Annotated in this window: 15 protein-coding genes and 1 pseudogene; 13 read left to right on the top strand and 3 right to left on the bottom strand. The window is 61.7% G+C overall.

What is annotated here, in order from left to right; translation table 11 throughout:
- Positions 1-49: 49 nt before the first annotated feature.
- Genes ACODS1_RS16975 through ACODS1_RS16965 form a run of 3 tightly spaced genes read left to right on the top strand, consistent with a single transcriptional unit; the run spans position 50 to position 2,197 of the window.
- Positions 50-1,453: a sodium-dependent transporter gene (locus ACODS1_RS16975; RefSeq protein WP_489086581.1), complete on the top strand. Its 1,404-nt coding sequence runs from the start codon at positions 50-52 to the stop codon at positions 1,451-1,453.
- A complete protein-coding gene (locus ACODS1_RS16970) occupies positions 1,450-1,884 on the top strand; it encodes a type II toxin-antitoxin system RatA family toxin (RefSeq protein WP_489086580.1) in 435 nt (144 codons plus the stop codon). The genes ACODS1_RS16975 and ACODS1_RS16970 overlap by 4 nt, the downstream gene beginning before the upstream one ends.
- Complete coding sequence (locus ACODS1_RS16965) at positions 1,877-2,197, top strand: RnfH family protein (RefSeq protein WP_489086579.1); 321 nt, start codon at positions 1,877-1,879, stop codon at positions 2,195-2,197. The genes ACODS1_RS16970 and ACODS1_RS16965 overlap by 8 nt, the downstream gene beginning before the upstream one ends.
- A 63-nt stretch (positions 2,198-2,260) precedes the next feature.
- Here ACODS1_RS16965 and ACODS1_RS16960 read toward each other — a convergent pair whose 3' ends face one another.
- Complete coding sequence (locus tag ACODS1_RS16960) at positions 2,261-2,779, bottom strand: outer membrane protein assembly factor BamE (protein ID WP_322980951.1); 519 nt, start codon at positions 2,777-2,779, stop codon at positions 2,261-2,263.
- Between the two features lie 94 nt (positions 2,780-2,873).
- On the opposite strand from ACODS1_RS16960, the gene fur reads away from it, so the two are divergent.
- Positions 2,874-3,278, top strand: coding sequence for a ferric iron uptake transcriptional regulator (gene fur, locus ACODS1_RS16955; RefSeq protein WP_159973498.1), 405 nt, complete (start codon positions 2,874-2,876; stop codon positions 3,276-3,278).
- A gap of 217 nt (positions 3,279-3,495) precedes the next feature.
- Here the strand turns inward: fur and recN are convergent, their stop codons facing one another.
- On the bottom strand, positions 3,496-5,172 hold the full coding sequence (gene recN / locus ACODS1_RS16950) for a DNA repair protein RecN (RefSeq protein ID WP_489086578.1): 1,677 nt from the start codon (positions 5,170-5,172) through the stop codon (positions 3,496-3,498).
- A 157-nt stretch (positions 5,173-5,329) separates the two neighbouring features.
- Between recN and grpE the strand changes: the two genes are divergently transcribed.
- The 5 genes and pseudogenes from grpE to ACODS1_RS16925 form a co-directional block, all read left to right on the top strand.
- Complete coding sequence (gene grpE, locus ACODS1_RS16945; protein WP_489086577.1) at positions 5,330-5,899, top strand: nucleotide exchange factor GrpE; 570 nt, start codon at positions 5,330-5,332, stop codon at positions 5,897-5,899.
- 99 nt (positions 5,900-5,998) lie between these two features.
- Positions 5,999-7,915, top strand: coding sequence for a molecular chaperone DnaK (gene dnaK / locus ACODS1_RS16940; RefSeq protein ID WP_489086576.1), 1,917 nt, complete (start codon positions 5,999-6,001; stop codon positions 7,913-7,915).
- A gap of 117 nt (positions 7,916-8,032) precedes the next feature.
- On the top strand, positions 8,033-9,160 hold the full coding sequence (dnaJ, locus tag ACODS1_RS16935) for a molecular chaperone DnaJ (RefSeq protein ID WP_489086575.1): 1,128 nt from the start codon (positions 8,033-8,035) through the stop codon (positions 9,158-9,160).
- Positions 9,161-9,237: 77 nt separating this feature from the next.
- Positions 9,238-10,041, top strand: a complete 804-nt coding sequence (gene dapB, locus ACODS1_RS16930) for a 4-hydroxy-tetrahydrodipicolinate reductase (RefSeq protein WP_489086574.1) — start codon at positions 9,238-9,240, stop codon at positions 10,039-10,041.
- Positions 10,042-10,084: 43 nt separating this feature from the next.
- Positions 10,085-10,174: pseudogene (locus ACODS1_RS16925) on the top strand (PmeII family type II restriction endonuclease); the annotation flags it as partial.
- Between the two features lie 10 nt (positions 10,175-10,184).
- On the opposite strand, the gene ACODS1_RS16920 reads toward ACODS1_RS16925, so the two are convergent.
- Positions 10,185-11,603: a DNA cytosine methyltransferase gene (locus ACODS1_RS16920; protein ID WP_489086573.1), complete on the bottom strand. Its 1,419-nt coding sequence runs from the start codon at positions 11,601-11,603 to the stop codon at positions 10,185-10,187.
- Between the two features lie 277 nt (positions 11,604-11,880).
- On the opposite strand from ACODS1_RS16920, the gene carA reads away from it, so the two are divergent.
- From carA to ACODS1_RS16900, 4 genes are read left to right on the top strand one after another with little or no spacing between them, the layout of a single operon-like run.
- Positions 11,881-13,029 (top strand): glutamine-hydrolyzing carbamoyl-phosphate synthase small subunit, encoded by a 1,149-nt coding sequence (carA, locus tag ACODS1_RS16915; protein ID WP_489086572.1) that lies wholly within the window; start codon positions 11,881-11,883, stop codon positions 13,027-13,029.
- A 29-nt stretch (positions 13,030-13,058) separates the two neighbouring features.
- Positions 13,059-16,280: a carbamoyl-phosphate synthase large subunit gene (carB, locus tag ACODS1_RS16910; protein WP_099526107.1), complete on the top strand. Its 3,222-nt coding sequence runs from the start codon at positions 13,059-13,061 to the stop codon at positions 16,278-16,280.
- Positions 16,277-16,753, top strand: a complete 477-nt coding sequence (gene greA, locus ACODS1_RS16905; protein WP_322980943.1) for a transcription elongation factor GreA — start codon at positions 16,277-16,279, stop codon at positions 16,751-16,753. Before carB ends, greA begins: the two co-directional genes overlap by 4 nt.
- Positions 16,731-17,168 (top strand): DUF4149 domain-containing protein, encoded by a 438-nt coding sequence (locus tag ACODS1_RS16900; protein ID WP_489086571.1) that lies wholly within the window; start codon positions 16,731-16,733, stop codon positions 17,166-17,168. The genes greA and ACODS1_RS16900 overlap by 23 nt, the downstream gene beginning before the upstream one ends.
- Positions 17,169-17,221 lie beyond the last annotated feature (53 nt).

The raw sequence follows: 17,221 nt of genomic DNA, 5'->3' as shown, positions 1-17,221 counted from the left end.
AATCTTCGACAATGCGCGATCTTTTTCCCGCAGTATGGGTGTGGCCTTTATGGCGAACGACAAAGTCTCGATCCACGGTGCCTGGGCCAGTCGCTGGGTGTTCATTCTGGCGGCCACCGGGTCTGCGGTGGGGCTCGGCAACATCTGGAAGTTTCCCTACATGACCGGGGTCTACGGCGGCGGTGCATTCGTGGTGATGTACCTGTTCTGCATCGCCCTGGTGGGGGTGCCGATCATGCTGGCCGAGACGCTAATCGGTCGCCGTGGCCGGCAGAGCCCAGTCAATGCCATGCGCAACCTGGCGATCGAGGCCGGTGCCTCGAAGCATTGGTCCATCGCGGCGTTGATGGGCATGGTCGCCGCGTTGCTGATCCTGTCGTTCTACAGCGTGGTCGCAGGGTGGTCGCTGGATTACATCCTGGGCATGGGACGGGGCGACTTCAGCGGCATCGACGCGGCGGGTGCCGGCGCCGCATTCGGCGGCCTGACCGACAATCCCTGGCGTCTGACGCTGTGGCACAGCCTGTTCATGCTGATCACCGCAGTGGTCATCGCCAAGGGGGTAGTGGCCGGGCTGGAGCGCAGCCTGCGAATCATGATGCCGCTGCTGTTCGTGCTGCTGCTGGTACTGCTGGGCTACAGCTTCACGACCGGGCACTTCCGTGAAGGCTTCGATTTCCTCTTCCACTTCGACCCGAGCAAGGTGCAGGACGGCATTCTCGCAGCGATGGGACATGCCTTCTTTACCCTCAGCGTCGGGGTGGGCTCGATCATGGTTTACGGCGCCTACATGCCGAAGCAGGCCTCGATTGGCGCGACCGTGCTGACCGTTGGCCTGCTCGACACGCTGGTGGCGCTGACCGCCGGCATGGCGTTGTTTCCGATCGTGTTCGCCGCCGGCCTGGAGCCAGGCGGCGGCCCGGGGCTGATGTTCGTCACGTTGCCCATCGCTTTCGGCAATGTGGCCTTCGGTCAGGTCATGGGGCTGATCTTCTTCGTGCTGGTCGCCGTGGCGGCGTGGAGCTCGTCGATTTCCATGCTCGAACCGGCCGTGGCCTATTTCGTCGAAAGAACGGGCCGCAGCCGTGCCAAGGTCACGGCCGTGCTGGCGCTGTTGTGCTGGCTGATCGGGATGGGCACGGTGCTGTCGTTCAATCTTTGGGCGCAGGCCAAGTTCTTCGTCTTCGCCGAGGACGGTTTCCATCTGTTGCAGTGGGGCGCCGAGGGTGGCAAGACCTTCTTCGACAGCATCGACTACCTGACCAGCCGTATCCTCTTGCCGCTCGGTGGTCTGGCGTTCGCGATGTTCGCCGGCTGGGTGCTGAGTCGTGAGACCGTACGCGAAGAGCTGGCGATCCGCAGCCCGCGCCTCTTCACCCTGACCCTGTGGCTCATCCGAGTGGTGGCGCCGGTGGGTGTGCTGATCGTGTTCATCGCGGAGCTGAGCAAATGACGACACGTATTCAACGCTCGGCACTGCTGCCGTACCCGGCGCAGGCGCTGTTCGACCTGGTTAACGACGTGGCCAGCTATCCGCAGTTCTTGCCCTGGTGCTCCGGCAGCCAGGTGCTTGAGGTTAGCGAAACGCACATGCGTGCCAGTCTGGAAGTGGCCAAGGGCAGCATTAGCCAGCGTTTCATCACCCGTAACCTGCTGGTGCCTGGCCAGCGCATCGAGATGAACCTCGAAGAGGGGCCTTTCACCAGCCTCAACGGTATCTGGGAGTTCAAGGCGCTGGGCGACAAGGCGTGCAAGATCAGCCTCGACCTGACCTTCGACTATGCCGGGCCTCTGGTGCGCGCTACGCTGGGGCCTCTGTTCAACCAGGCAGCCAACACATTGGTGGATGCCTTCTGTCAGCGAGCCAAGCAACTCCATGGATAATCGCAGCATCGCCATCGAAGTGGTCTATGCCTTGGCCGACAAACAGCGCTTGCTGCGCCTGTCGGTACCTCAGGGCACCACGATGCGTGAGGCGGTGCGTCTGTCTGGCATGCAGCAGCATTTTCCCGCAGCCGATCTGAGTCAGGCCCCGCTGGGCATCTTCGGTAAGGCGGTGCCCAAGCCGGAAGAGCGCGTGCTGGAAGAGGGCGAACGAGTGGAAATCTATCGACCGCTGATCGCCGATCCCAAAGAAGTGCGCAAACAGCGCGCAGCGAAAGCCAAGGCCAGGGAAGAAGGTGCCGAGCCGAGCTGATCGCGCTGTGTTGGAGACTAAAAAGCCCGGAATCGCTTCCGGGCTTTTTTCATGCAGCGGGTTTTATTGCGGATCGGTGTCCAGCGGTTCCGGAACTGGAACCGGTACGGTTTCCACCTGATCCACCTCGCGCTGGATCTGCTCCAGCAACGAGCCGGGCGCTGCAGGCTTGTCTTCCTGGGGCTTGGCCTGAGGCTGGGCATTGGTGGTATCGCTGCCTTCGCCCATGATCGCCTGATCACGGCTGACGCCCGGCATGAAGTCGCCAGCCAGGCCGATCAGTTGATCGTTGCCGTCGAACATCAGGCTCACACGTTCCTGCAGGCGCTGACCGCCGCCTGGCTGGATGCTGTAGAGATAATCCCAGCGATCGGCGTGGAAGGTATCGGTAATCAGAGGGTTACCCATGATAAACCGCACTTGGCGCCGGGTCATTCCGGGGCGCAGCTGGTCTATCATGTCCTGCGTCACGACATTGCCCTGTTGAATGTCGATCTTGTAAACCCCGGGGAATGAACAACCGGCGAGTGCGAAGAGCCCGGTCAGAGACAGGCTGGTCAGCAAGAGCTTGGTTTTTTGCATCGGAGGGTGACTTCCACTATCTTGGGCAACTTGAACCCCGGATCATACCCGTATTAAGGGAAGCTGCGAAGCAGCCCCCACGAGAAAGCAGACCATGGTTGAAAATAACGAACTGCGCAAAGCTGGACTGAAGGTGACCCTGCCACGGGTCAAAATCCTGCAGATGCTTGATAACGCCGAGCATCGCCACATGAGCGCCGAAGATGTTTACAAGGCGCTGATGGAAGCGGGCGAAGATGTCGGTCTGGCGACCGTCTACCGGGTACTCACCCAGTTCGAGGCCGCTGGCCTCGTGGTTCGTCACAACTTCGATGGTGGCCACGCCGTCTTCGAACTGGCTGACAGCGGCCACCATGACCACATGGTTTGTGTCGATACCGGTGAAGTGATCGAGTTCTTCGACACGGAGATCGAGAAGCGCCAGAAGGAAATCGTCCGAGAGCACGGCTTCGAGCTGGTCGATCACAACCTGGTGTTGTACGTCCGCAAGAAGAGCTGAGGCTCCGGCTGCAATGAAAAGGCGATCCTAGGGTCGCCTTTTTCGCATCTGCATTAGCAGGCTGTTGAAGAACTACCTGCGTTGGCAATACTGCGTTAAAAACAGCCTCAAAATGCTCATTTACAGCACGTAAACTGCGCTTTTTCGGCTTTTTTTGCCTTGTCTTGCCTGTCTCGCCTACGTTTTTCAACGGCCTGCTAGCGCATCCGTTTGGGTTTCAGGCCGCCTGGGCGCTGGTAACCATCTTGCGGGCATGAGCCAGGGACTCTTCGGTCAGGTCAACGCCGCCGAGCATGCGGGCGATCTCCTCGATGCGGCCGCTCTCGTCCAGTAGGCTGACCGCCGTGGAGGTCGCACCTTCACCCCGGCGCTTGTGCACGAACAGGTGCTGATGCCCCTGGGCGGCCACCTGTGGCAGGTGGGTCACGCACAACACCTGGCCGCGCTCGCCGAGGCGGCGTAGCAGCTGGCCAACCACCTCGGCAGTCGGGCCGCCGATGCCGACGTCCACCTCGTCGAAGACCAGCGTCGGTACGCGCGAGGTCTGCGCGGTGATCACCTGAATGGCCAGGCTGATACGCGACAGCTCGCCACCGGAAGCCACCTTGGCCAGGCCGCGCAAGGGTTGGCCCGGGTTGGCACTGACCAGAAACTCAACGGCCTCCAGACCGTTGCCATTGGGCTCGGTGCTTTCCAGTGCTTGCAGCTGGATGCTGAAGCGCCCGCCTGGCATGCCCAGCGCCTGCATCTCCTGCTGGACGGCAGCAGACAGGGATTCGGCTGCGTTACCACGCAGGGCGCTGAGCTCGGCGGCCTTTTCCTGGTAGTGACGTTCATAGGCGGCCAGCTCTTCGGCCAGTCGTTCGCCGGCCTCATCGTCGGCATTCAGTCCTTCCAGTTCTTCAAACAGTTGTTGCTGCAATGCGGCGAGTTCGGTGGGCTGGATGCGATGCTTGCGCGCCAGGGTGTAGATGGTATCCAGGCGTTCTTCGAGAAACTGCTGGCGCTGCGGGTCGGCATCGAAATGATCGATGAAGCGATTGAGCTCGCCCACGGCTTCCTCGATCTGAATCTGTGCGCTGGCCAGCAGATTGCTGGCTTCGCCGAGAGCGCCACCCTGGTCGCTGAAGGCGCCCAGACGATTGAGGCTGGCGGTCAGTGCTGACAGCACGTTACCGGCATCGCTTTCGCTGCACAGATCGAGTACCTGGCGGCAGGCGCCAAGCAGCGACTCGGCGTTGCTCAGGGCCTTGTGTTCCTGTTCCAGTTGCTCCAGTTCGTTGTCGCCGAGGGCGAGGTTTTCCAGCTCTTCGAGCTGATAGCTGAGCAACTGGTGGCGGGCGCGTTGTTCGTCGCCCTGGCTGGAGATGCGCTCCAGCTCGTTGCGCGTCTGCTTCCAGCGTTGCGCGGCGAGCTGTACCTGGCGCGCCAGTTCCTGGCTGCCGGCGTATTCATCGAGCAGGCGCCGATGAGTGTCGGTCTTGAGCAGCGACTGATGCTCATGCTGGCTGTGGATATCGATCAGCAGCTCACCGAGCGCCTTTAGATCGCCTTGCGGGCAGGGGCTGCCGTTTATATAGCCGCGCGAACGACCTTCGGCGGTGATCACTCGGCGCAGGATGCACGGGCCGTCGCTGTCCAGATCGCGTTCGGCGAGCCAGGCGCGTGCTTCGGGAATGTCCGCCAGGTCGAAGCTGGCGAGAATGTCTGCCTTGTCACTTCCCGGTCGTACCACGCCGCTGTCGGCACGATCACCCAGGCACAGGCCGAGGGCGTCGAGCATGATCGATTTGCCGGCACCGGTTTCGCCACTGATCGCGCTCATGCCGGCGCTGAGTTCGAGATCCAGGTGATCGACGATGGCGTAGTTGTGAATGGACAGGTGCACCAGCATGGCGAACGCTCCCGAATTGATGTCTGGTTATTTATACAGTGTTTTTTCTGTGGCTGACAATCCTCCTTATCGCCCCTTGAAAGTTGTGGAATTGGCTCCATATAGGCGGCAGGTGCGCGATTCGGACTCGCGCCGTTTCATTCGAGAGGAGAAAGGCATGGCTGACGAACAGAACCTGGATACGCAGAACCCCGAGGCTCAAGCGGCTGAGGGCGCCGCGCCGAGCGACGACCTGGCGGCTCGCGTGCAGGCCCTGGAAGAGCAGCTGGCTGCAGCGCAGGATCAATCGTTGCGTGTGGCGGCCGAGTTGCAGAACGTGCGCCGTCGCGCCGAGCAGGATGTGGAAAAGGCGCACAAGTTCGCCTTGGAAAAATTCGCCAACGACCTGCTGCCGGTGGTCGACAGCCTGGAGCGTGGCCTGGAGCTGTCCAACCCGGACGACGAGGCCATCAAGGGCGTGCGCGAGGGCATGCAACTGACCCTCAAGCTGTTCATCGATACCCTGGCGCGCCATCAGCTCGAAGCGATCGATCCGCACGGTGTTCCGTTCAATCCGGAGCATCACCAGGCCATGGCGATGGAGGAGAGCACCAAGGTCGAGCCGAACTCCGTGCTCAAGGTGTTCCAGAAGGGCTACCTGCTCAATGGTCGTCTGCTGCGCCCGGCCATGGTCGTGGTTAGCAAGGCGCCTACCACGCCGCCGCCTTCGATCGACGAGCAGGCTTGAAATTCGTCGCAGCGACCCCATTTCTAAGTCAAGCGTTTTAGTGCTGCCGGCGCCTGCGAAACGAGGCGACGGAATAATCAAAGTTTCGGGAGAATTTTCATGGGTAAAATCATCGGTATCGACCTGGGGACTACCAACTCCTGCGTCTCCATTCTGGAAAACGGCAACGTCAAGGTGCTCGAGAACGCCGAAGGCGCTCGCACCACGCCGTCCATCATCGCCTACGCCAACGATGGCGAAATCCTGGTTGGCCAGTCGGCCAAGCGCCAGGCAGTGACCAACCCGCACAACACCCTGTACGCAGTGAAGCGTCTGATCGGTCGTCGCTTCGAAGAAGACGTCGTGCAGAAAGACATCCAGATGGTGCCGTACAAGATCGCCAAGGCGGACAACGGTGACGCCTGGGTCGAAGTGAACGGCCAGAAGATGGCGCCGCCGCAGATCAGCGCCGAAGTGCTGAAGAAGATGAAGAAGACCGCCGAGGACTACCTGGGCGAGCCAGTGACCGAAGCGGTGATCACCGTTCCGGCCTACTTCAACGACAGCCAGCGTCAGGCCACCAAGGACGCCGGTCGCATCGCCGGTCTCGACGTCAAACGCATCATCAACGAGCCGACTGCGGCTGCGCTGGCCTATGGCATGGACAAGGCCAAGGGCGACCACACCGTGATCGTCTATGACCTGGGCGGCGGTACCTTCGACGTGTCGGTGATCGAGATCGCCGAAGTCGACGGCGAGCACCAGTTCGAAGTGCTGGCCACCAACGGTGACACCTTCCTCGGTGGTGAGGACTTCGACATTCGCCTGATCGACTACCTCGTCGACGAATTCAAGAAAGAAACCGGCATGAACCTCAAGGGCGACCCGCTGGCCATGCAGCGCCTGAAGGAAGCCGCCGAGAAGGCCAAGATCGAGCTGTCTTCGAGCCAGCAGACCGACGTCAACCTGCCGTACATCACTGCAGACGCCACCGGTCCGAAGCACCTGAACGTGAAGATCTCCCGTTCCAAGCTGGAGTCGCTGGTTGAAGACCTGGTACAGCGCACCATCGAGCCGTGCCGCACTGCGCTGAAGGACGCCGGTATCGACGTCGGCAAGATCGACGACGTGATCCTGGTCGGCGGTCAGACCCGTATGCCGCTGGTACAGAAGACCGTTGCCGAGTTCTTCGGCAAGGAGCCGCGCAAGGACGTCAACCCGGACGAAGCCGTGGCCATGGGCGCTGCCATTCAGGGCGCGGTACTGGCCGGTGACGTCAAGGACGTGCTGCTGCTGGACGTTTCCCCGCTGACCCTGGGTATCGAAACCATGGGTGGCGTGATGACGCCGCTGATCGAGAAGAACACCACCATCCCGACCAAGAAGTCGCAGGTGTTCTCCACGGCCGACGACAACCAGAGCGCCGTGACCATTCACGTGCTGCAGGGCGAGCGCAAGCAGGCTGTGCAGAACAAGTCGCTGGGCAAGTTCGACCTGGCCGAGATTCCGCCGGCTCCGCGTGGCGTGCCGCAGATCGAAGTGACCTTCGACATCGATGCCAACGGTATCCTGCACGTGTCCGCCAAGGACAAGGCCACCGGCAAGCAGCAGTCCATCGTCATCAAGGCCAACTCCGGTCTGTCCGACGAGGAAATCGAGCGTATGGTGCGTGACGCCGAGGCCAATGCCGAGGAAGACCGCAAGTTCGAGGAGCTGGCCACCGCGCGTAACCAGGGTGATCAGCTGGTGCATGCCACCCGCAAGATGATCACTGAAGCGGGTGACAAGGCCACTGCCGATGAGAAGGCGGCCATCGAAAAAGCCATCGGTGAGCTGGAAGTGGCCATCAAGGGCGACGACAAGGAAGCTATCGAAGCCAAGATGAATGCGCTGTCCGAAGCCACCACGCCGCTGGCGCAGAAGATGTACGCCGAGCAGCCGCAAGGCGGCGCAGCCCAGCCGGAAGCCAACGACGCCAAGGACGCCGCCGACGATGTGGTCGATGCGGAGTTCGAAGAGGTCAAGGACAACAAGTAAGCCGAGGCTTGCTTGCGCTCCGGCATGCACCGCGGTGCATGCCTGATCCGCCGCGCGGGGGCTTGCTCCCGCGTCGGCGTGTCTGGAGGGCGCGAATTTTGAGGGTGCAGAAAAGCAATGGCTAAACGTGACTATTACGAAGTGCTCGGTGTCGAGCGCGGGGCCGGCGAGGCGGAGCTGAAGAAGGCTTACCGTCGTCTGGCGATGAAATACCACCCGGATCGCAACCCGGATGACAAGGACGCCGAAGAGAAATTCAAGGAGGCCAATGAGGCCTACGAAGTGCTCTCCGACGCGGCCAAGCGTTCGGCCTACGATCAGTACGGTCACGCCGGTGTCGACCCGCAGATGGGCGGTGGCGGTGGTGCCGGCTTTGGCGGCGCCAACTTCTCCGACATCTTCGGTGACGTATTCAGCGACTTCTTCGGTGGCAGCCGTGGTGGCTCCCGTGGGGGTGCTCAGCGCGGCAGTGACCTGCGCTACACCCTGGAGCTGGATCTGGAAGAAGCGGTGCGCGGTACCACCGTGACCATTCGCGTGCCGACTCTGGTCGGTTGCAAGACCTGCGATGGCACGGGTGCCAAGAAGGGAACCAGTCCGGTCACCTGTACCACCTGCGGTGGTATTGGCCAGGTGCGCATGCAGCAGGGCTTCTTCTCGGTGCAGCAGACCTGCCCGCGTTGCCATGGCAGCGGCAAGATGATCACCGACCCTTGTGGCAGCTGCCACGGTCAGGGTCGTGTTGAAGAGAGCAAGACGCTGTCGGTCAAGGTGCCGCCAGGCGTGGATACCGGTGACCGCATTCGCCTGTCCGGCGAAGGTGAGGCCGGCGCACACGGTGGCCCGGCCGGTGACCTCTATGTGGTGGTCAACGTGCGCGAGCACGCGATCTTCCAGCGTGACGGCAAGCATCTGTACTGCGAAGTGCCGATCAGCTTCGCCGATGCGGCGCTGGGCGGTGAACTGGAAGTGCCGACCCTCGATGGTCGGGTCAAGCTGAAGATCCCCGAGGGCACCCAAACCGGCAAACTGTTCCGCCTGCGTGGCAAGGGCGTGGCACCGGTACGCGGTGGCGCGGCTGGCGACCTGATGTGCCGAGTGGCGGTGGAAACACCGGTCAACCTGAACAAGCGCCAGCGCGAACTGCTCGATGAGTTCCGCAAGTCGCTGCAGGGCGATGACTCCCACTCGCCCAAGGCCAGCGGCTGGTTCGAGGGCGTGAAGCGCTTCTTTGGTGACGTATAACCACGGCGGCAGGCGGCAGGTGGCAGGCTTCAAGCCTTTCGCCTGCGGCCTGAGGCCTGCAGCCTGGAGCTGATTTTATGCAACGTATCGCTGTAATGGGCGCCGCCGGGCGCATGGGCAAGACCCTGATCGAGGCCGTGAGCCTGGCTGAGGGTGCGCAGCTCAGCGCCGCCATCGACCGTGCCGACAGCAGCCTGATCGGCGCCGACGCCGGTGAGCTGGTCGGGTTGGGCAAGGTCGGTGTGACCCTGGCGGGCGACCTGAGCGCCGTGATCGATGATTTCGACGTACTGATCGACTTCACCCATCCGTCGGTGACGCTGAAGAACCTGGAAGTCTGCCGTCAGGCGGGCAAGGCCATGGTCATCGGCACCACTGGCTTCACGCCTGAGGAAAAGCAGCAGCTCAGCGAAGCGGCCAAGCAGATTCCGATCGTCTTCGCGGCCAACTTCAGCGTTGGCGTCAACCTCTGCCTGAAGCTGTTGGATACTGCCGCTCGCGTGCTGGGCGATGATGTGGATATCGAGATCATCGAGGCTCACCATCGCCACAAGGTCGACGCGCCGTCCGGCACAGCCCTGCGTATGGGCGAGGTTGTCGCCAACGCGCTGGGACGTGATCTGCAGAAGGTCGCCGTTTACGGCCGTGAAGGCCAGACCGGCGCGCGTGAGCGTGAAACCATCGGCTTCGCCACCGTGCGTGCCGGCGACGTGGTGGGCGATCACACCGTACTGTTCGCCGCTGACGGCGAGCGGGTGGAAATCACCCACAAAGCCTCCAGCCGTATGACCTTCGCCAAGGGCGCGGTGCGTTCCGCGCTGTGGCTGCAAGGACGAAGTGCTGCGCTGTACGACATGCAGGACGTGTTGGGGCTGAATTAAGGCCAAAGGTCGCGGGAGGTCACCTCCCGCGCGGACAGGGAACATGGCCCGCTACGTCGAGCTGAACATCGGCGCTATCCACGAGAAGCGTATCGCCTGTCTGGCGCGCCTGAGGCTCAAAGATGTGCTCAAGCGCAGGAAGCCTATATGGCGCCAATCGCCAGCTCCAGTTGCGCCTTACGGCGTTGCTGTTCGAAGGCCTTGCGCCATTCCTCATGGCAGGTGGCCTGGTAGCGCGAGAAGCGGAAGCTGCGTGGCGCCTCCTGTGCCTTATCGGCAAGCAGATCACGTAGCAGTTTGCCAACGGCATGGCCCAGGCTGACGGGGACAGCGTTGCCAACCTGCTTGTATTGCTGGATCAATGGGCCAGCCAGTTGCCAGTGATCCGGAAACTCCTGGATGCGTTTGTATTCCTCGATTGAAAGGGGGCGATCGGCTTCCGGATGTGCCAGATCCGTTGCCGGCATGGCGGGGTGCGTCACCAGTGTCGGGGACGGCTTGTCCCAGGCAAGGCGGCGCAAGAAACCGGTCTTTCCACCTCCTGAGAAGTAGGACTTGCCCAGTGCTTCGCGTTGCAGGTTCGGGGCAAGATCACGCCAGTTCTGTCCGGCCTTGAGCAGGCGGTAGAAACGCAGGCGCTTTTCCGGGAAGTTGAGGTGATGGTGGCTATTGAGCCCTTCTAGTGCCTGGCGCACGGTGCGCCAGGTCGGTAGCCCCAGGGTGCCGTCTTCGCTGTGCGTTGGCGTAAGGAACGGCGCGGTTTTCCCATTCCGTGAGCAGACGATGATGACGCGCTCGCGAATTTGCGGAGTGCCGAAGTTGGCCGAGTTGTAGAGGTTGAACGAGCTGGCGTAGCCGGCATTGCTCAGTTTGCTCAGCACGAAGTTGAGCGCGCCACCTTTCATCTCGTCCAGGGAGAGATCCGGAAAGTCCGGGCCTCGCTGATCATGTGGGCGGTGATCCATCGGGCAGGACAGCAGGCCGCGCACGTTCTCGATCACGATGTAAGGCGGCCTGATTTCCAGGGCCAGGTCGATGAACTTCAGGAAGGCATTGCCGCGCTCGTCATTGAACGCCTTGCGCTTGCCTGCCGTGCTGAACGCCTGGCAGGGTGGGCCACCGATGATGACGTCGATTTCTTCACGAGCTACGCTGGCAGCCTCGATCACCTGCTCGGCCGTGCAGGCGTTGACGTCGCCCAGGAGCGCCGTATCGGGGCGATTCAGGGCGATGGTCTGGCGGCAGTATTTGTCGAACTCGCAGGCCAGGCGGATATCGAAACCGGCCTTTTCCATACCCAGATCAAGCCCCATGGCCCCGGAAAAGAAGCTCAGTGCGATGGGGGCGTTCTTGTCGCGCTTGGGCGCGTGATAGGCAGGATGATCCTCTGCAATCATGTGTGCTGTTTTCAATCCGTATTGGGTCACGCTTTGCGGGTCGATTATCCAGGTCTTGCCGACTCGCTCTGCGTCGAGCAGTTGGGTTCTGCAGAGCGTTCGGGTGCGCTGCGGGCTTATCTGAAGCTGGCGCGCCGCTTCTTCGATGCTGAGCTTGGTACTCATGTGGGGTTTCTCATGCGAAACCTGCAGGAGGTACCAATGGTTTCCCGGCATCTTGTAGCTGTCAACCCAGAGCGGGGAAAGGCATGGGGAAGGCGAAAGCCTTTTTGGTCTTTTCGCCTTTCGATTTCGAGGCTTTTCCTGTAAGCTTCCTGTTTTAGTGTGTCCACTAAAAGTTACGCAGAATGGCTCAAATAAAAAAGCGGGATGACCTTCACACGTCATCCCGCTTTTTTACAACCTGCGTTTGCTTCAAGCCTTGATCGAGACGGAGGTCTTCTTGACTAAGCCAGCCCCCAAACCTGCCATTTTGGCCCTTGCTGACGGCAGCATTTTTCGCGGCGATTCCATCGGGGCCGATGGCCAGACGATCGGAGAGGTGGTGTTCAACACCGCCATGACCGGCTATCAGGAAATCCTTACCGATCCATCCTATGCCCAGCAGATCGTCACTCTGACTTACCCGCACATCGGTAATACCGGTACCACGCCGGAAGACGGCGAGTCTTGCAGCGTCTGGGCTGCGGGTCTGATCATTCGCGACCTGCCGCTGATCTCCAGCAACTGGCGCGACAAGCAGCCGCTCGACGAGTACCTGAAGGCCAATGGCACCGTTGCCATCGCCGGTATCGATACTCGCCGCCTGACGCGCATCCTGCGCGAAAAGGGCTCGCAGAACGGCTGCATTCTGGTCGGTGACGATGCCACCGAAGAAAAAGCGCTGGAGTTGGCGCGCAGCTTCCCGGGCCTCAAGGGCATGGATCTGGCCAAGGAAGTCACTTGCGCCACCGCCTACGAATGGCGTTCCAGCGTGTGGAACCTGGAAAGCGACAGCCATCCGATGATCCCCGCCGAGCAACTGCCCTATCACGTGGTGGCCTACGATTACGGCGTGAAGCTGAACATCCTGCGCATGCTGGTCGCTCGTGGCTGCCGCCTGACCGTGGTGCCGGCGCAGACCCCGGCCAGCGAAGTGCTGGCGCTCAATCCCGATGGCGTGTTCCTGTCCAACGGCCCTGGCGATCCCGAGCCGTGCGACTACGCGATCAAGGCGATCAAGGAAATCCTGGAAACCGATCTGCCGGTCTTCGGCATCTGCCTCGGCCACCAGTTGCTGGCGCTGGCCTCCGGTGCCAAGACCGTCAAGATGGGCCACGGCCACCACGGTGCCAACCACCCGGTACAGGATCTGGATTCCGGCGTGGTGATGATCACCAGCCAGAACCACGGTTTCGCCGTGGATGAGAGCAGCCTGCCGAGCAATGTGCGGCCGATCCACAAGTCGCTGTTCGATGGCACCCTGCAGGGCATCGAGCGTACCGACAAGGCCGCCTTCAGCTTCCAGGGGCACCCGGAAGCCAGCCCAGGCCCGCACGACGTTGCGCCGCTGTTCGACCGTTTCATCAATGAGATGGCCAAACGCCGCTAAGCCCGCCGAGCAGAGAATTCGAGAAGACCATGCCAAAACGTACAGACATCAAAAGCATCCTGATCCTCGGCGCCGGGCCCATCGTCATCGGCCAGGCCTGTGAGTTCGACTACTCCGGCGCCCAGGCGTGCAAGGCGCTGAAGGAAGAAGGTTTCCGCGTCATTCTGGTGAACTCCAACCCGGCCACCATCATGACCGACCCGTCGATGGCCGACGCCACCTACATCGAGCCGATCAAGTGGGCCACCGTGGCCAAGATCATCGAGAAGGAGCGTCCGGACGCACTGCTGCCGACCATGGGCGGCCAGACCGCGCTGAACTGTGCGCTGGATCTGGAGCGTCACGGCGTGCTGGAGAAGTTCGGCGTCGAGATGATCGGTGCCAACGCCGACACCATCGACAAGGCCGAAGACCGCTCGCGCTTCGACCGGGCGATGAAGGACATCGGCCTGGCCTGCCCGCGCTCTGGCATCGCCCACAGCATGGAAGAAGCCTACGGCGTGCTGGAGATGGTGGGTTTCCCCTGCATCATCCGCCCCAGCTTCACCATGGGTGGTACCGGCGGCGGCATCGCCTACAACCGTGAAGAGTTCGAGGAAATCTGTGCCCGTGGTCTGGATCTGTCGCCGACCAACGAGCTGCTGATCGACGAGTCGTTGATCGGCTGGAAGGAATACGAGATGGAGGTGGTCCGCGACAAGAAGGACAACTGCATCATCGTCTGCTCCATCGAGAACTTCGACCCGATGGGCGTACACACCGGCGACTCGATCACCGTTGCTCCTGCGCAGACCCTGACCGACAAGGAATACCAGATCATGCGCAACGCCTCTCTGGCGGTGCTGCGTGAGATCGGCGTTGAAACCGGCGGCTCCAACGTGCAGTTCGGCATCTGCCCGAACACCGGGCGCATGGTGGTGATCGAGATGAACCCGCGTGTATCGCGCAGCTCGGCACTGGCCTCCAAGGCCACCGGCTTCCCGATCGCCAAGATCGCTGCCAAGCTGGCTGTCGGTTACACCCTCGACGAGCTGAGCAACGACATCACCGGCGGTCGTACCCCGGCGTCCTTCGAGCCGGCCATCGACTACGTGGTGACCAAGGTTCCGCGCTTCGCCTTCGAGAAATTCCCCAAGGCCGACGCTCGCCTGACCACCCAGATGAAGTCTGTGGGTGAAGTCATGGCCATCGGCCGTACCTTCCAGGAGTCGATGCAGAAAGCCCTGCGCGGCCTGGAAGTCGGCGTTGCCGGCTTCGATCCGAAGCTCGATCTGAATGACCCGGAAGCTGAGAGCACACTGCGTCGCGAGCTGACCGTGCCCAGCGCTGACCGCATCTGGTACGTGGCCGATGCCTTCCGTGCCGGCAAGACCGTCGCCGAAGTGTTCGAGCTGACCCGTATCGACGAGTGGTTCCTGGTGCAGATCGAAGATCTGATCAAGGACGAAGCCACCGTGCAGACTCTCGGTCTGTCGGCTATCGACTACGATCTGATGTTCAAACTCAAGCGCAAGGGCTTCTCCGATGCGCGTCTGGCCAAGTTGCTGGGTGTGTCCGAGAAGAGCCTGCGTGCTCACCGCCACAAGCTGAAAGTGCTGCCGGTGTACAAGCGCGTCGATACTTGCGCCGCCGAATTCGCCACCGACACCGCCTACATGTACTCCACCTACGAGGAAGAGTGCGAGGCCAACCCGAGTGGTCGCGACAAGATCATGATCCTCGGCGGCGGTCCTAACCGTATCGGCCAGGGCATCGAGTTCGACTACTGCTGCGTGCACGCGGCGCTGGCCATGCGTGAAGACGGTTTCGAGACCATCATGGTCAACTGCAACCCAGAAACCGTTTCCACCGACTACGACACCTCTGATCGTTTGTACTTCGAGCCGGTGACCCTGGAAGACGTACTGGAAATCGTCCGCGTCGAACAGCCGAAAGGCGTGATCGTCCAGTATGGCGGTCAGACTCCGCTGAAGATCTGCCGCGCCCTGGAAGAAGCGGGCGTACCGATCATCGGCACCAGCCCCGAGGCCATCGACCGCGCCGAAGACCGCGAGCGCTTCCAGCAGATGGTGCAGCGCCTGAACCTGCGTCAGCCGGCCAACGCCACTGCGCGCAGCGAAGACGAGGCCCTGGCCCTGTCGAAGAACATCGGTTACCCGATGGTGGTGCGTCCGTCCTACGTACTGGGTGGCCGGGCGATGGAAATCGTCTACCAGGAAGAAGAGCTCAAGCGCTACATGCGTGAAGCGGTGAAAGTGTCCAACGATAGCCCGGTGCTGCTGGATCGCTTCCTCAACTGCGCCATCGAAGTGGACGTGGATGCGGTCAGCGACGGCGAAACCGTGGTCATCGGCGCGATCATGCAGCACATCGAACAGGCCGGCGTGCACTCCGGTGACTCCGCCTGCTCGCTGCCGCCTTACTCGCTGCCGGCACATATCCAGGACGAGATCCGCGAGCAGGTAAAGAAAATGGCCCTGGAACTCGGTGTGATCGGCCTGATGAACGTGCAGATGGCCGTGCAGGGCGAAGACATCTACGTCATCGAAGTGAACCCGCGTGCCTCGCGTACCGTGCCGTTCGTTTCCAAGTGCGTCGGCGAATCGCTAGCCAAGGTGGCCGCGCGCGTCATGGCCGGCAAGACCCTGGCCGAAGTGGGCTACACCAAGGAAATCATCCCGCCGTTCTTCAGCGTCAAGGAAGCGGTGTTCCCCTTCGCCAAGTTCCCGGGTGTCGACCCGATCCTCGGCCCAGAGATGAAATCCACCGGTGAGGTGATGGGCGTCGGCGACAGCTTCGGTGAGGCCTTCGCCAAGGCGCAGCTGGGTGCCAGCGAGATTCTGCCGAACTCCGGTTGCGCCTTCATCAGCGTGCGCGAGGACGACAAGCCGGAAGCTGTTCAGGTCGCACGTGATCTGGTCGCGCTGGGCTTCGAGGTGGTCGCTACCGCTGGCACGGCCAAGGTGATCGAGGCTGCCGGTCTGCCGGTGCGCCGCGTTAACAAGGTGACCGAGGGTCGTCCGCACGTGGTCGACATGATCAAGAACGACGAAGTCACCCTGATCATCAATACCACCGAGGGGCGTCAGTCCATCGCTGACTCCTACTCGATCCGTCGTAACGCTCTGCAGCACAAGATCTACTGCACCACCACCATCGCGGCGGGGCAGGCGGTCTGTGAGGCGCTCAAGTTCGGTCCCGAGAAGACCGTGCGCCGGCTGCAGGATCTGCATGCAGGAATCAAGGCATGAACAAGTACCCCATGACCGTCCAGGGCGCTCGCGCCCTGGAAGAGGAGCACGCGCACCTGACCAAGGTGGTGCGGCCCAAGCTCAGCCAGGATATCGGTACCGCGCGTGAGCTTGGTGACCTCAAGGAAAATGCCGAGTACCACGCTGCGCGTGAGCAGCAGGGCATGGTCGAGGCGCGAATTCGCGATATCGAAGGTCGTCTGCAGAACGCGGTGATCATCGACGTCACCACCATCGAGCACACCGGCAAGGTGATCTTCGGCACCACCGTGGAGATTGCCAACGTCGAGACTGACGAAAGTGTGGCCTATCAGATCGTTGGCGAAGATGAAGCCGACATCAAGCAGGGCAAGATCTCCGTCGGCTCGCCCATCGCTCGTGCCCTGATCGGCAAGAACGAAGGTGATGTGGTGGCGGTGCAGACCCCCAGTGGCCTGATCGAGTACGAGATTGTCGAAGTCCGCCACATCTAAGCCGCATCAACCGTCGCGGGCCGCTGCCGTTAGTTGGCAGTTGGCCCAAACCCTCTGGGTTGGCGGTTTGTGGGTATTGCAGTTCGTCATCCTGCCGGCCATTGGTCAGGCAGGACTGGCGCCTTTGCTGGTGCAGGAGATTGCCGAGGCACTGACGCCTCTGCTGATCGGGCTCACCGCCGTTTGCGTCGCGGTACAGGCGTTTGCCTTGCTGCGTGTGAAAGGTCTCGCCAGCTTATGGCGCGAGATGCGCGGGCAACTGCTGTTGACCGTCGCAATCATGGCGCTGAGTCATCTGCTGGTGCGCCAATACTGGCCCGAGGCTGAGTACTGGTTGCGCTTCAGCTATCTGGTGATGGCATTTTGCGGATTGATGCTGGTGCTGCAGCCTGTTCTGGGCAAAGAGCGGCCCTAGGCACAGGCTACAGGCCGAGCGTCAGTGCTGGCCACCATGAGAGACCAGAAGCA

The sequence above is a fragment of the Pseudomonas sp. FG29 genome (assembly GCF_057809355.1).
This window is presented reverse-complemented; position numbering and strand designations above follow the sequence as displayed.

Excerpts from the sequence above, each read along its gene's own strand:
- ACODS1_RS16975 (WP_489086581.1), top strand. The coding sequence starts at position 50 with ATGGCGAACGACAAAGTCTCGATCCACGGTGCCTGGGCCAGTCGCTGG.
- ACODS1_RS16970 (WP_489086580.1), top strand. The coding sequence starts at position 1,450 with ATGACGACACGTATTCAACGCTCGGCACTGCTGCCGTACCCGGCGCAG.
- ACODS1_RS16965 (WP_489086579.1), top strand. The coding sequence starts at position 1,877 with ATGGATAATCGCAGCATCGCCATCGAAGTGGTCTATGCCTTGGCCGAC.
- ACODS1_RS16960 (WP_322980951.1), bottom strand. The coding sequence starts at position 2,779 with ATGCAAAAAACCAAGCTCTTGCTGACCAGCCTGTCTCTGACCGGGCTC.
- fur (WP_159973498.1), top strand. The coding sequence starts at position 2,874 with ATGGTTGAAAATAACGAACTGCGCAAAGCTGGACTGAAGGTGACCCTG.
- recN (WP_489086578.1), bottom strand. The coding sequence starts at position 5,172 with ATGCTGGTGCACCTGTCCATTCACAACTACGCCATCGTCGATCACCTG.
- grpE (WP_489086577.1), top strand. The coding sequence starts at position 5,330 with ATGGCTGACGAACAGAACCTGGATACGCAGAACCCCGAGGCTCAAGCG.
- dnaK (WP_489086576.1), top strand. The coding sequence starts at position 5,999 with ATGGGTAAAATCATCGGTATCGACCTGGGGACTACCAACTCCTGCGTC.
- dnaJ (WP_489086575.1), top strand. The coding sequence starts at position 8,033 with ATGGCTAAACGTGACTATTACGAAGTGCTCGGTGTCGAGCGCGGGGCC.
- dapB (WP_489086574.1), top strand. The coding sequence starts at position 9,238 with ATGCAACGTATCGCTGTAATGGGCGCCGCCGGGCGCATGGGCAAGACC.
- ACODS1_RS16920 (WP_489086573.1), bottom strand. The coding sequence starts at position 11,603 with ATGAGTACCAAGCTCAGCATCGAAGAAGCGGCGCGCCAGCTTCAGATA.
- carB (WP_099526107.1), top strand. The coding sequence starts at position 13,059 with ATGCCAAAACGTACAGACATCAAAAGCATCCTGATCCTCGGCGCCGGG.
- greA (WP_322980943.1), top strand. The coding sequence starts at position 16,277 with ATGAACAAGTACCCCATGACCGTCCAGGGCGCTCGCGCCCTGGAAGAG.